A 14,130-nucleotide genomic window follows, 5' to 3' on the forward strand; every position below is an offset into this window, starting at 1 on the left:
AAGAAAAAAGGGGACAGAGTGGAAGTGTCATTAGAATTTTCTTTATCGAGTATAAAAATGGATCATTATTCCTTTTTAAATAATTGTCATTCTGATTGGAAAGAAATTCTAATCAAAGCATTAAAAACGATGGATCAAGACTATTTACATCAGTTAATGAACGACAGATATTGGTTGCCAGGGAAGGAACGGTTATTTGCAGCTTTTAGTTTACCGTTAACAAAAACTCAATATATTTTATTAGGTGAATCGCCTTACCCACGCAAGGAGTCAGCGAATGGATATGCTTTTTGGGATAACTCGGTCGGTAATTTATGGGGTTTAAATGGATTAAGCAAAGAAGTTAATAGAGCGACTTCCTTACGTAATTGGATTAAAATGTTACTTGTTGCACGTGGTGATTTGGACTCCGATACGTCACAAGCCAATATTGCATTAGTGGATAAAAGTACTTTAGTACAAACAGCACGACAATTATTTGAAGGGATGATGAATAAAGGTATTTTGCTGCTCAATGCTTCGTTAGTTTATAGTGAGGGCAAAGTTCCTTATCATGCACGTCAATGGAAACCTTTTATGCAAAGCCTTTTGGAGCAATTGGCTGTAATAAAACCGACTATTCAGCTCATATTATTAGGTAAAATTGCAGAAACTGTTGCACAAGATAAATTACCTATAGGACTTATTGCGGAACATCCTTATAATATAAGCTTTATCACCAATCAGCACGTTATCAATTTTTTTAAACCTCTGGACTTATTATCAAGATGAGTAATATTGAATCAACTGTTAATCCTCAAGAAATTAATAAATTTGCACAGCACGCTAATTTATGGTGGGACACTGAAGGACCTCTGAAAACGCTTCATGACATTAATGAAACACGACTTGATTTTATTAAGCAGCATGTTGAGTTAACCGATCTAAAGGTTTTAGATGTTGGCTGTGGTGGCGGTATTCTTTGTGAATCTATGGCAAGGTCAGGAGCAAAAGTTACCGGAATAGACGCAGAGTCCGAAGCAATTTCCGTAGCGCAGGAGCATGCAAATATAAATCATCTGAAGATTAACTATTTATGTACTTCGATTGAAGCATATAAAGATAAAAGTTTTGATGTAATTACCTGTATGGAAATGTTGGAGCATGTAGAAAATCCTGAGTTGGTTTTTGAACATTGCAGACGGTTACTCAAACCACAAGGTTTTTTATTTGTATCAACAATCAGTCGAACGATTAAAGCCTATGCTACGGCGATTATTGCCGCAGAATATGTACTGAATTTATTACCCAGACAAACACATGACTATAAAAAATTTATTAAACCCAGTGAGCTGCTTGCCATGGCTCGTCCCTGGGATTTCAACTTAATTGATTTGGAAGGAATGGATTATAATCCTTTTTTGAGGAAGGCTTCGTTAGGATCTGACGTTAGAGTTAATTACTTAATGGCTTTACAGTAGTAAAGTTCAATCGATAGACAGTACCATTGCTGCTATAGTGTATTGGCTGTAGCGCAGGAGCCGGGGTTTTCGCTACGCGTCACCCAGGCTGTTATTATTTTTTTCCGAACTTTTCTTTTTGTTATAACGTTCTAAGTAACGTTGATGAGCATATTTAGCTTGTTCTTGCGTTACTGTATCCACTTCATTACCGTAGATATCGATTCGTGCTGCGTTTTCTTTTTGACAATTTAGATATGCTGGTGATGCACTATAATAACTTAATGCTTCTCGCAATGATTTTTTGCTGAAGGGAGGGGAGTCTAGTCGTTCGTAAAAATCGATAATATCATCAAATATTCCAATTTTTAGGGGTTTAATCTGATTTCCTTTTTTAAAAAAAGCATTTGGGAAATGTTCAATAAGCCAATCTATAACTTGTAACTTATCTTTTTTTGCTGCAGTTAACGGTTGTTTGTCCATCATATTGCTCTAAAGCGTGATCTAGATGCTGAATAAACTACCATATCTTCTGACATAATCAAGTATTTATAACCAAACATAGTGATTACTCTGGTTATTTAAGGATATTCAGTAAATTTTTTTGAGATAACCTTAAATTAATGTATCAACTTTTTCATTTAATTTTTGAGAAGAGCAGATTTTATCAAAATGACATCAAATAAATTAAACTTGTTTGGGGTTGATTATTTGCGATCATCGGTTCTTTAAGTTGTGATTCGAGATGGATAAATTCGGTTGTTCTTGCTTCATGTAACCCCTTTACAGCCTCTAGCTCGTTGATTACCAACAGGATCCCCATGAATGAGGCATCTTCCCACCCTAAGTAGTTAGATACTGGCCCCCCGGTTCCTGACCCTTTATATAGTGCAAAATCAACACCTAATTTTGAATCCACATCGAACCAATTTTCATACTTTTTAGTTATCGTATTATAAAATTGTTTTGATGGTTTGGGCCGCGGGGAGGTAAGCCATTGTTTTGATGGTTTGAGTTGTGAAGCGGGAGGTTGTGGAATGTGATAAAAAGGCTCATCAGAGCAATATTCATAAACAACATGCATAGGAAGCTGCTTTTGGGCGCCGCCAACACCTTCTCTCCACTGCTTGTTAATAGCATCCCAATCCTTATCTCCAGGCACCTTTATAGAATCAACTTGTATTTGTAGCTCTTTGATGAGGGTATTTTCGAAATCAAAGTGTTTCTCAGTGATTGTTTTTCCATTAAGCTTATAAGTAACCCCCTCTTTATTTACTTTGTGGTATTGGGAGAGCAATTGTGCTAATACTTTTTTACCCGCTTCGTTTTGAGGTACGCAATCAAGCATCATTGTCCACATATGTTTATCCAATGCCCAAAGCGCATATTCAAAACTACTGATATGTTCAAAGGTTCGCCCCGAGCAATCTGTTATCCGACCTTTTTTAAAGAGTAAATTGATATCTTTTTCTAGCATCATTTTAACCGCAGCATGTTCACCACGCACCACATGGTGTAACAATTTTCGGACATCCAGCATGGGCTTAAAGAATGTTCTATATTCTTTTGAAGTCATAGAAATCTTTATTAAATCAGGTGTTGATAAATGTTGTGCCGTTTCAGTTTTGATGTCTTTTGCTAAATGACTAAATAATTCAAATTTGTTCTTTATGCTGTTCATCTTGCGACTATAACGAAATAAAAAAAAGCATTATAGCCTGTATCTGGTTTGTTTTAAAGCAAATTGCTTGCGAATTAATCCCGGAAATTCTCGGATTTGTATTTTAATGCTAGGTTATCTCACTTTTTTTGCTCGATTTCTTGTAAGATATTTCTCAATTCAGCTAAAGACAATAGCCGTTTTTTTGACGTCAATTTCAGCAAGTTAAATTAACTCATTGTTTTTAATATATATTTAATAAATGTGTTTTTGATCTGCCTGAAGTAAATTAAGGCAAAGAACCCTGAAATATCCTTGCGCTTCTTATTTTCTATTGCTACATTTTAATCATGACTTGTATGGATATAAGTCAAACAAACGGAATTGTAATCATAAGGATATGATTTATCATGGATGATCATAAGAACTGGAAGTTCTTATACGGATGACTGCGAAGCCAGGGTTTCAACCCTGGCTTTTTTTATGCTACTAAATAATTTGATTTAGATAAAAACTTTTTATCGGGAAAATAGGCAAAAATTACAGAGCCATTTTTAATCGTATTAATTACAGGCTTTGCCAAAGTTTGAGCAATAGCAGGACAACCCCAAGACAGCCCGGCACGACCGGCTTGTTTGATAAAATTAGGCTCTACATACCATGCACCATGTATTACCACGCGTCTACTTAGTGCATTGTCATTAAATCCTTTATCTAAGCCCTGCAAGTTAAGTGAATATCCTTTGTGCCCTATATAGGTATCTTGCGTAATATAGGTCCCCAAGCTTGATTGTTTACTTGAAGGAACGTTAGAAAAATGACTTGCTTTATTCACACCAGAATTTTTGCCATGTGCAACAAAGGTATTATATAGAAGGCGCTCTCTACGTAGGTCAAATACCCACATACGTTGTTTGTTTGATGGTAAAGAATAATCTATTACGGTAAGGACGGGTTTTTTCACAGCCCCTTTCTTGCTCGCATTGTTATATGCAGTTAACGCGAGCCGTAATACATTCTTGTTTAATTGCGGTGCTTTATTACTCAGATGTTGTAACTTAGTATTGATATCTGCTTCAGCTCTCGCTGCGAAAGAAGGCGCACTGGAAGTTATATTACTGGTTAAAATTACGGTTGAGATTAGAGTTAATAGAGTGTTCATACTTCTCCTTTCTTCATATAAATCGCCGTTAATAGTTCTTCAAAAAAATGGTGATTATATTAACAATTCATGTAATTGTAAAATTATAAGGTGCTTATTTGGCCAATAGGGGAAAATATTATTCAATTCAGAGGCTTGAATGAATATTAGGAAAAATTTAGTGAAATCATGAGCCTAATTGTTTATATTTAGTTCTGTTTTGTGAATTAATAATTAAACATATGGTTTAAAAAATATTTAAATAAAATAAATAAAAAACAGAAAAATTGCTAGAAATTAGGTATAATCTCTGTGATTGCAGCCGATTGATGCCATATTCTATAGCAAAATAATGAATGCCTCATTCCATTTTATATGGCTCTAAATTATACTTGGCTGTTAGTTTTTAAACTCTTTTAAACCCAGCATTGACTTGTACTCCTTTGTGTTCAAGAGAGAAAGGGGAAAAAGAATAGGTAACTATTCAGCACAGTTCACCGAAAAGCCTATTTGGCGCATTTTGAACGAAAGCATGCTGAAAAAGGCTTACATAGTCATCTATGTGGCGCTTTTTCAGGATATTTTTGGTTCAATGTGCACTCAAATTTGTTTTTTCATTAAGATTTTGAAATGTGGTGGATAGATACGAATAGTTATAGATTTGATTTCGGAGAATGCTATGCTGGAAAAGCAGATCATACAATTACCTGAAGGCATAAGAGCTGCTATTAATCACGCCTATCGTGTTGATGAGTTATCGTTGATAACAGAACTTTGTGATAAAGCCGCATTAGGGCAACAGCAGTTAATAGATATTAAGAATAGTGCCACAAAATTAGTTGAATCTGTGCGAGCTGAACGAAAAAAAAGCACAGGCATCGATTCATTTTTGACTGAATATGCATTATCCAGCGATGAGGGGATTGCGCTCATGTGTTTGGCTGAAGCGTTATTGCGAGTTCCTGACAGTGCAACAATAGATAATTTAATCAAAGATAAATTGTCTGGTGGTGATTGGAAATCTCATATAGGCCAAAGTGATTCATTTTTTGTAAATGCAACGACTTGGGCACTGATGCTCACAGGTAAAATACTGACTCCGGAAAAAGCTCAAACAACGTTAGCTAAATCGTTAATGAAGCTTGTTAATCGCAGTAGCGAAGCTGTAGTAAGAACAGCGGTTGATAAAGCGATGCGAATTATGAGCAAACAATTTGTCAAAGGAAGAACTATAGATGAAGCGTTAAATCGAGCTAAAAAGAAAGAAGCTCAAGGGTATCGCTTTTCTTATGATATGTTGGGTGAAGCTGCGCTAACCTCTATTGATGCGTCGCGTTACTTTGAAGCATATAAAGAAGCAATTGATGCTATAGGTAAGCAGTCTGATAAAAATTCAGATGTATATAAGCGTGCCGGTATCTCTATAAAGCTTTCTGCCTTACACCCACGTTATAATGAAAGCCAGCATGAGCGCGTTATGGAAGAATTACCGCCCAAGCTGCTCGCCCTTGCTCGTTTAGCAAAGGACTATGGAATTGCTTTAACTGTTGATGCTGAAGAATCTGAACGCTTGGAGTTATCACTTGATGTGATGGAGCATGTTTTTAATGATGCAAGTTTGGATGGATGGAACGGTTTTGGTTTAGCAGTTCAGTCTTATCAAAAAAGAGCTTTTTATGTATTGGATTGGGTCGCTGCTCTGGCAAGAAAAAAGCAACGTCGAATTATGGTGCGCTTGATTAAAGGTGCCTATTGGGATAGTGAAATTAAAAAAACACAAATGCAGGGCTTTAAAGAATATCCTGTATTTACCCGAAAAGTTTTTACAGATGTTTCTTTTCAGGCGTGCGCGAAAAAAATATTAACCATGACCGATGCAATTTATCCTCAATTTGCTACTCATAATGCCTATTCTGTAGCAATGATTTTAAATATTACCGGGGATTATCGTGATTTTGAGTTTCAGTGTTTGCATGGAATGGGCAATGAGCTGTATCAACAGATAGTACCGGCAGCACGCTATGGTATTCCTTGCCGTATCTATGCTCCCGTGGGAAGTCATGAGGATTTACTTCCTTATTTAGTACGTCGTTTGCTGGAAAATGGAGCAAACTCTTCATTTGTAAACCGTATCGTTGATGATAATGCACCTATTAGTGCATTAGTTGAAGACCCAGTGGAAAAAGCCCAATCTTTATTACATAAGATGAATCAAAATATTCCATTACCTGAAGATATCTTTCAGCCCAATAGAAAAAATGCTAAGGGGTTTGATTTTACTGATCGCACAGAGCGGGCTCATTTACAAGAAAAAATGGGACAAATCAAATTGCAGCAGTGGGCTTCAGGGCCAATGATCGCAGGAAATCCAATACTTAAGGGTGAAAAACAACAGATTAATTCGCCACAACAAATTGAAAATATTGTGGGATCAGTCCAAAATGCATCACTGGATGATGTAGAACACGCATTGGTACAAGCTGAGAAAACTTTCCCAGTATGGTCAGGCATGCCCGTTAAAGAAAGAGCAGCATGCCTTAATCGCTTTGCTGATTCGTTAGAGGAAAATCAAGCAGAACTTATGACCATAGCCTGTCTTGAAGCAGGTAAAACCATGAATGACTGCATAGCAGAAGTGCGTGAAGCAATTGATTTCTGCCGTTATTATGCCGTGCAAGCCCAGCAAATTTTGGCTGCTCCATTACGTTTAACGGGTTATACAGGCGAATTAAATGAACTGAGTTTGCACCCACGAGGTACAATACTTTGCATCAGCCCCTGGAATTTTCCTTTGGCAATTTTTACAGGTCAGGTCGCTGCTGCATTGGTAACTGGCAACTGTGTTATTGCAAAACCTGCAGAACAAACGCCTCTCATTGCTGCCTATGCGGTTAAGTTAATGCACCAGGCAGGGGTTCCTGTAGGAGCCATACAATTACTTCCTGGCCTCGGTGAAACAATCGGAGCTGCATTGGTTGCTGATAAAAGAATCAAAGCAGTTTTATTTACTGGTTCAACAGATACGGCGAATCTTATTAATCGTACCTTGGCAACACGTGGTGGGGAAATTATTCCCTTGATTGCTGAAACGGGCGGTCAAAATGCAATGATCGTTGATTCTTCAGCTTTATTGGAACAAGTTGTGGTTGATGCGGTGAACTCGGCCTTCGGTAGTGCTGGTCAAAGATGTTCTGCTTTGCGCGTATTATTTGTCCAAGAAGAAGTTTATCCAAGAACTATAGCACTTTTAAAAGGAGCTATGGCTGAATTGGTCGTAGGCGATCCACGCTGGCTTGCGACTGATGTGGGGCCTGTAATTGACAAGGCGGCTTTATCCACATTAAAAAATCATGTGGATAATATGAAAAAGCGTTTTGAGATTATTTACCAATGCCCATTAGATGAATCATTGGAATCTGGATATTTTATGCCTCCAACTGCGATTGCCATCAATCATATTAGTGCGCTAGAAAAAGAGGTCTTTGGTCCCGTATTGCATGTAATTCAATTTAAACGAAAGGATTTGGATAAAGTTATTGACCAAATTAATGAGACCGGTTATGGCCTAACTCTAGGTATCCATAGTCGTATTAATGAAACAGTGGAATATATCAGGAAAAATATTCATGCAGGTAACTGTTATGTAAACCGCAACATGATAGGTGCTGTTGTTGGTTTACAACCTTTTGGTGGAGAAGAATTATCAGGCACAGGCCCTAAAGCAGGTGGGCCTAACTATCTCGTTCGACTTTGTCACGAGCGAACTTATACTGTGGATACTACTGCAGCAGGAGGTAATGCAAGTTTAATGTCTTTGCCTGATTAATTTAAGCAAAAACCCAGTTAGGGCGTAACTTCAATCAGTGAACTTGATTTCTGTTGCGCTCTATTGTTGTGTAACACGAAGTTACGTTCTTAATTTAATGGAGTAATTAATGAATAAAGCATTCTCTTTCCTCTACGTTTTAATCTTTACTTTATATTGCTGCTTTAGTAATACTGCACTGGCATCCACTATAGCACTTCCACATACGAAGCAATTTATTTCTTATAATGATATAGGTGAAGGAAAGCCCCTTATATTAATTCATGCATTCCCAACCGATCAACGATTATGGCAACCCCAACAAGAGGAGCTTAGAGAGCATTTTCGGGTGATTACTCTGGACCTATGGGGATTTGGTGAATCTTCAAGTGTGGATGGAAAAGCAATTTCTATGGCTGAATATGCTGATGAGGTAAAACAGTTATTAGATTATTTAAAAATCGATAAGGCGATCATTGGTGGTGAATCAATGGGGGGATATATTGCACTTGCCTTTTTAGAAAAATACCCCAATCAAACACTAGGATTAGTACTTTCAAATACCCAAGCCGTAGCAGATAGTCCGGAAACAAAAGCTACTCGTGAAAAAACGGCACTTGATGTACTTGAAAATGGGACAGAGAACCTAATTAATGGATTTATGTCTAAGGCACTTTCGTCTAATGCATCACAACAAACTAAAGATTATCTCCATCATATTTTAACGTTACAAAAATCAAGTGCGATTGCATCTGCATTACGTGGGATGGCACTCCGTAACTCTACCTCAGCTATATTGGCAACAACAAAATTACCTATTCTGATTATTACAGGTGAATTAGATAATGTAATTTTCCCTCAACAAAGCATTGATATGCATTCACTCTCAAAAAATAGTCAACTGATTATTTTATCTAATGCAGGGCATTTATCTAATTTGGAACAACCCAAACAGTGGAACCAAGCGGTTATCGAGATGTTTGCATAATCAACGCGTAGCCTGGGTTTCGCTGTGCTTCACCCAGGCTAAATTAATATTTCACAGCTTTAATGTTTTTTAGCAAGAAACCAAGGAATTAATACAAATAATATTAACCCACCAATTAAAAACGATTCAAAAATAAATACATTCCCTATCGGTATTTGTGTGGGCGGTACAAAACCAATAATAATTGCGGTAAGGCAACAGAGAATGCCAATTGCACATAAGAACCACATCACTATATTTCCACCTGGAACTGTGTAACCCCGTGGTTGATCCGGTTTGCTATATCTTAATTTAATAGCTGCGGCGAACATAAAAAGATAAACTAATAAGGCCATTTGAGCGCACAAATCACTAAGCATCCAATAGGCTGCATTAATGGAATCCAATAAAATAAAAGCGGAGCTTAATACTGTAAAAATAATGGCTTGAGAAAAAAGAATGGTTGTTGGAGCTCCGTATTTATTGGTATATGCAAATTTTTCAGGTAAGGAGCCATCGCGGGCTGAGACCATCAATCCTTTTGTCGGACCAATAATCCAGGCAGAAACGCCACTTAGGCCACCTAGAATAATTAGGATCGCGATGATCGAAGTCATCCAGGACATATTATACGATTTAAAAAAAGCAGCATAGGCATCAATAAGTCCAGAGACAACACTTAAACTTTCATTAGGTACTACAACTACAATAGCTAATGAGCCTAAAGAGAGTGTGGATATAACTAAAATCGTTGAATAAAACAGAGCCTTAGGATAATCACGTTTGGGGTTTTTCACCTCTTCGGCATGAACCGCAGACATTTCCATACCGAGTAGACCAAATAATACCACTGCAAAAAGTGATAAATTACCTAAAGAGCTGAAGTCAGGTAACCATGTAGAGGGATAACCAACCATCATAGGCTTTCCCTGAATAATCCAAAGTGCAGCTAAGACAATAATGAAAAGCATGGGAAATATGGTACCTACTGTTGCTCCAATAGTACTGACTATGCTTGATATTTTCATTCCGAAACAATTAAGTAGTGTAAACACCCAAAACAGAATGAGCACTGTGCCTAACAAATAATATTTATTATTTCCTAATTCTGGGGCGATTAAATACGATAGGGTGGCTGCGATAAAAGCAAGTATGGTAGGATACCAAACTACATTATATATCCACTGAAGCCATATAGTGATAAAAGCGGCACGTTTACCGAATGCTTCACGAACCCATACGTAAATGCCTCCTGTTTCGGGATAAGCTGTTGCTAATTCAGCTGCTACTAAAGATACAGGGATAAAAAAAGCAAACGCTGCTACAACATAATAAGAGATTAATGTAAGACCGAGTTTGGCACTAATAGGAAGGGTACGTAAGCTATCAACAGCAATGACATTAATCATTACTAAAGAAAATACACTTAGAACCTTTTTGGGTTGATTCATGATTAATCCTTAACAAATACGGTATAAGCAAACCGCCAATAACTTTGGATACGCAGTACTATTTTCATTTATGGAATTTAAATAAAAAGTAGGTTGGGCTTTAGGCCCAAGCAAATGATGAAGATCATGGGTACGATCGAATTGGGTGACACTGCAGTTGGACCAAAGGTCCAACTGAAAGCGTATCATTATCATATCAAACACACAGATTTCTGAGAACGTATTGTAGAATACCACCATTTTTATAATATTCTAATTCATCAGCAGTATCGATACGGCATAATGCTTCAATCTGCTCTACTTGACCATCAGTACGCTCAATTGTTACTGGAACCATTGAACCGGGTTTTAAAGAGTCAGAGATGTCAATACTGATACGCTCATCTCCCTTCAGATTCAGGGTCTTACGGGTCATACCATCACAGAATTGCAAAGGTAAAACACCCATACCGATTAAATTAGAGCGGTGAATGCGTTCAAAACTTTCAGTAAGTACCGCTTTGACGCCAAGCAAATTTGTTCCTTTTGCCGCCCAATCTCTTGAGGAGCCTGTACCATATTCTTTGCCTGCAATCACAACAAGATCATGATGATTTTTCTGATAGAGCATTGCTGCATCATAAATAGGCATTACTTCTCCTGAAGGGATGTAACGGGTGATGCCGCCTTCTTGGCCAGGAGTCATTTCATTACGAATACGAATGTTAGCAAAAGTTCCCCTCATCATCACTTCATGGTTACCACGACGAGAGCCGTAAGAGTTAAATTCTTTTTCATCAACCCCTTTGGATTTTAAATACAAGCCTGCTGGAGAGTTAGCTTTGATTGAGCCTGCTGGAGAAATATGATCCGTGGTAATTGAGTCCCCAAATAAAGCCAAAATATAAGCTTGTTTTATCGGTTTAATTGAATCAGGCTTTGCTTTTAAATTATCAAAAAATGGTGGATGTTGTATGTATGTTGAATGTGCATCCCATTCATAAGTTTTTCCACTGCCAGTTTTAATTGCTTGCCAATGCTCATCACCAAGAAAAACCTCAGAATACTCTTTACGGAACATTCCCCCGGTCACTTTAGATACTTCAGCAGCAATTTCAGCATTAGAAGGCCAAATATCTTTCAGATATACATCATTACCTTTATCATCCTTTCCTAGAGGATCCTTGCTTAAATCAATGGTAGTAGTTCCGCATAAAGCGTAGGCAACAACTAAAGGAGGAGAGGCCAGCCAGTTTGCTCTGACTTGTGGATGTACACGACCTTCAAAATTACGATTTCCTGATAAAACGGCTGAAACAACAAGATCATTATCACTGACAGAGTGAGAAATAGCATCAGGCAATGGACCAGAATTACCAATACAGGTAGTACAGCCATAGCCCACTAAATTAAAACCCAACTGATCTAAATAAGACTGCAGCCCAGCTTGTTTGAGATAATCTGTGACCACCTTAGAGCCAGGAGCTAAAGAAGATTTAACCCAGGGCTTACGCTGTAGTCCTTTTTCAATTGCTTTTTTAGCCACCAAGCCTGCTGCCATAAGCACACTTGGATTTGATGTATTAGTACAGCTGGTAATAGCCGCAATTACTACATGGCCATGTTTCATTTGGAAATCATGATTTTTAACCGGGAAAGAAGTATCTTTTTCCTGTTCTTTTCCAGCTTCTTTAAGAAAAGAATTGAATTCTACGGGCAAAGTATTTAACGTTACTTTATCTTGTGGTCTTTTAGGTCCTGCTAATGAGGGGACAACAGTACTCAAATCAAGTTCCAGAGTATCGGTAAATACTGGATCTTCACTATCTTTATCATACCACATGCCTTGCGCTTTAGTGTAAGCTTCAACCAACGCAATAGTATGCTTGTCACGTCCAGTCAACTCCAGATAGCGGATGGTTTCTTTGTCTACTGGGAAAAAGCCGCATGTAGCGCCATATTCTGGGGCCATATTAGAAATTGTAGCTCGATCAGCAAGAGGCAAGTCGCTCAAGCCAGGACCATAAAACTCAACAAATTTGCCAACTACACCTTTCTTTCTGAGCATCTGTGTTACGGTAAGTACCAGGTCGGTTGCAGTAATGCCCTCTTTCATTTTTCCATGCAATTTGAATCCAATAACCTCTGGAATTAACATCGATACAGGTTGTCCGAGCATGGCTGCCTCTGCTTCGATACCACCAACTCCCCATCCCAATACACCCAAGCCATTAATCATGGTTGTATGAGAGTCTGTACCTACTAAAGTATCGGGATATGCATATAAGCTTCCATCGTCGGCACTGCTCCATACTGTTTTTCCCAAGTATTCAAGATTTACTTGATGGCAAATACCGGTTCCAGGTGGAACAACCTGGAAATTATCAAATGCCTTTTGCCCCCAGCGTAAAAACTCATAGCGCTCATTATTTCGTTGCATTTCAATTTCTGTGTTTACAGCTAAAGCATCTTTACTACCAAATTTATCAACCATAACGGAATGGTCAATGACCAGATCAACAGGAGACAATGGCGAAATTTTATCAGGATTGCCGCCCATTTTAACAATCGCGGCACGCATTGCTGCTAAATCCACTACAGCGGGAACCCCAGTAAAGTCCTGCATCAGGACGCGTGCAGGTCTAAACGCAATTTCATGTTGGGACGTTTTATTATGCAACCAGTCTGCAATTGCTTTAATGTCTTTGGTAGTAACCGTGTTGTCATCCTCAAAACGTAATAAATTTTCAAAAAGAACTTTAAGCGAGTAAGGAAGACGACTGATTCCTTTAAAATTTTTTTGTTCGGCTTCTTTAAGACTGAAATAATGATAAGTTTTCCCATCCACCTGTAATTGTGATTTTGTTGATAGGCTGTCACGACCCACTTTCATAAGGAGCTCCTGGAAATCAAAAACTGAATGATAGCTCAATTTTAAGAAAATTCCATGAGTTCTTATGAAATTAGGTTATAACTTTTTAGATTACGCTTAATTGAAGCGCTCCATCATACTTTTGCGTTTCATCAAAAGATAAAGAAGGATCAATTAACTTGGCACCAGTTTGAAAAAGTATTTTTTCTTCAAGTTTTTTAGGTGCTGTATTAAGAGGATCTGGAGTTAATAAAGAGGCCACTGCAGGGGCTAATAACGAAATACCAATTGGCAGCAAAATGACACTTACTAAGGGATTAAAGGGAAACGTAATACAGGATGCCAAAATGAGCGCTGTTCCTAAGGTAGCGGCAGCAAGTGATATTTTATACCGAATGGGCTCTTCGATTACTTCACTAATTCCCACAGGATAATACTTTTGATGATGATAACTGTTTATGTAACTATTTGTGAGGGTAGGACGAGACAAACATAAATGTAAGGTTTGGGCAAAACGGTTATATTGTTCTAATAGTCGTTGCTGTTCGCCAGGATCTGGATTTTTCTTAAGTGCTAACTCAAAGTCATCGATTCGAAGCTGAAGCATTTCAAGGAAAACCGATTTTTTTTCTTTCTCTATGTGGGCTAATAACTTTTTAGCCTCTCCTATTTTATCCAAGACTGATTTGTGCGTATATTTTTTAGGAAAAAAAGACATGATAATTGCTCTTAAAATTTAAGTAAAAGCAGGTTAGCACCATTTATAATGAGGGAAAATTGGCTCATACATTGCTTTACGTTCAAGCAAAATATATT

The 14,130-nt window shown here is 37.8% G+C and carries 10 protein-coding genes; 4 read left to right on the top strand and 6 right to left on the bottom strand.

All coding sequences use genetic code 11. The annotated features are described in order from the left end of the window. Positions 1–57: 57 nt before the first annotated feature. Complete coding sequence (locus A8O27_RS08625) at positions 58–771, top strand: uracil-DNA glycosylase family protein (RefSeq protein ID WP_174223931.1); 714 nt, start codon at positions 58–60, stop codon at positions 769–771. After that, entirely contained in the window at positions 768–1,460 is a 693-nt protein-coding gene (ubiG, locus tag A8O27_RS08630) for a bifunctional 2-polyprenyl-6-hydroxyphenol methylase/3-demethylubiquinol 3-O-methyltransferase UbiG (protein WP_058459858.1), read from the top strand. Before A8O27_RS08625 ends, ubiG begins: the two co-directional genes overlap by 4 nt. A gap of 72 nt (positions 1,461–1,532) precedes the next feature. Here the strand turns inward: ubiG and A8O27_RS08635 are convergent, their stop codons facing one another. The 3 genes from A8O27_RS08635 to A8O27_RS08645 all read right to left on the bottom strand — a co-directional run bounded on the left by A8O27_RS08635 (position 1,533) and on the right by A8O27_RS08645 (position 4,261). Next, on the bottom strand, positions 1,533–1,922 hold the full coding sequence (locus tag A8O27_RS08635) for a ProQ/FINO family protein (protein ID WP_058459859.1): 390 nt from the start codon (positions 1,920–1,922) through the stop codon (positions 1,533–1,535). A 184-nt stretch (positions 1,923–2,106) separates the two neighbouring features. After that, positions 2,107–3,120 (bottom strand): Dot/Icm T4SS effector CpeA-related protein, encoded by a 1,014-nt coding sequence (locus A8O27_RS08640; RefSeq protein WP_082642454.1) that lies wholly within the window; start codon positions 3,118–3,120, stop codon positions 2,107–2,109. Positions 3,121–3,580: 460 nt separating this feature from the next. Continuing rightward, positions 3,581–4,261 carry a murein L,D-transpeptidase catalytic domain family protein gene (locus tag A8O27_RS08645; protein ID WP_058459860.1) on the bottom strand — a complete coding sequence of 227 codons (681 nt, stop codon included), beginning with the start codon at positions 4,259–4,261 and terminating at the stop codon, positions 3,581–3,583. 658 nt (positions 4,262–4,919) lie between these two features. Between A8O27_RS08645 and putA the strand changes: the two genes are divergently transcribed. Together putA and A8O27_RS08655 are read left to right on the top strand one after the other, a co-directional pair. Continuing rightward, a complete protein-coding gene (gene putA / locus A8O27_RS08650) occupies positions 4,920–8,066 on the top strand; it encodes a bifunctional proline dehydrogenase/L-glutamate gamma-semialdehyde dehydrogenase PutA (RefSeq protein ID WP_058459861.1) in 3,147 nt (1,048 codons plus the stop codon). A gap of 109 nt (positions 8,067–8,175) precedes the next feature. Continuing rightward, entirely contained in the window at positions 8,176–9,033 is an 858-nt protein-coding gene (locus tag A8O27_RS08655; RefSeq protein WP_058459862.1) for an alpha/beta fold hydrolase, read from the top strand. Positions 9,034–9,092: 59 nt separating this feature from the next. Here A8O27_RS08655 and A8O27_RS08660 read toward each other — a convergent pair whose 3' ends face one another. The 3 genes from A8O27_RS08660 to A8O27_RS08670 all read right to left on the bottom strand — a co-directional run bounded on the left by A8O27_RS08660 (position 9,093) and on the right by A8O27_RS08670 (position 14,032). Further along, on the bottom strand, positions 9,093–10,463 hold the full coding sequence (locus A8O27_RS08660; protein ID WP_058459863.1) for an APC family permease: 1,371 nt from the start codon (positions 10,461–10,463) through the stop codon (positions 9,093–9,095). A 196-nt stretch (positions 10,464–10,659) separates the two neighbouring features. Further along, positions 10,660–13,335 (bottom strand): aconitate hydratase AcnA, encoded by a 2,676-nt coding sequence (acnA, locus tag A8O27_RS08665; RefSeq protein ID WP_058459864.1) that lies wholly within the window; start codon positions 13,333–13,335, stop codon positions 10,660–10,662. An 85-nt stretch (positions 13,336–13,420) separates the two neighbouring features. Further along, positions 13,421–14,032 (bottom strand): lpg1689 family Dot/Icm T4SS effector, encoded by a 612-nt coding sequence (locus tag A8O27_RS08670; protein ID WP_058459865.1) that lies wholly within the window; start codon positions 14,030–14,032, stop codon positions 13,421–13,423. Between the last annotated feature and the right edge of the window lie 98 nt (positions 14,033–14,130).

Source organism: Legionella bozemanae, from assembly GCF_001648595.1.
Lineage (GTDB): Bacteria > Pseudomonadota > Gammaproteobacteria > Legionellales > Legionellaceae > Legionella > Legionella bozemanae.

Excerpts from the sequence above, each read along its gene's own strand:
- A8O27_RS08635 (WP_058459859.1), bottom strand. The coding sequence starts at position 1,922 with ATGGACAAACAACCGTTAACTGCAGCAAAAAAAGATAAGTTACAAGTT.
- A8O27_RS08625 (WP_174223931.1), top strand. The coding sequence starts at position 58 with ATGGATCATTATTCCTTTTTAAATAATTGTCATTCTGATTGGAAAGAA.
- acnA (WP_058459864.1), bottom strand. The coding sequence starts at position 13,335 with ATGAAAGTGGGTCGTGACAGCCTATCAACAAAATCACAATTACAGGTG.
- A8O27_RS08640 (WP_082642454.1), bottom strand. The coding sequence starts at position 3,120 with ATGAACAGCATAAAGAACAAATTTGAATTATTTAGTCATTTAGCAAAA.
- A8O27_RS08655 (WP_058459862.1), top strand. The coding sequence starts at position 8,176 with ATGAATAAAGCATTCTCTTTCCTCTACGTTTTAATCTTTACTTTATAT.
- ubiG (WP_058459858.1), top strand. The coding sequence starts at position 768 with ATGAGTAATATTGAATCAACTGTTAATCCTCAAGAAATTAATAAATTT.
- A8O27_RS08670 (WP_058459865.1), bottom strand. The coding sequence starts at position 14,032 with ATGTCTTTTTTTCCTAAAAAATATACGCACAAATCAGTCTTGGATAAA.
- A8O27_RS08660 (WP_058459863.1), bottom strand. The coding sequence starts at position 10,463 with ATGAATCAACCCAAAAAGGTTCTAAGTGTATTTTCTTTAGTAATGATT.
- A8O27_RS08645 (WP_058459860.1), bottom strand. The coding sequence starts at position 4,261 with ATGAACACTCTATTAACTCTAATCTCAACCGTAATTTTAACCAGTAAT.
- putA (WP_058459861.1), top strand. The coding sequence starts at position 4,920 with ATGCTGGAAAAGCAGATCATACAATTACCTGAAGGCATAAGAGCTGCT.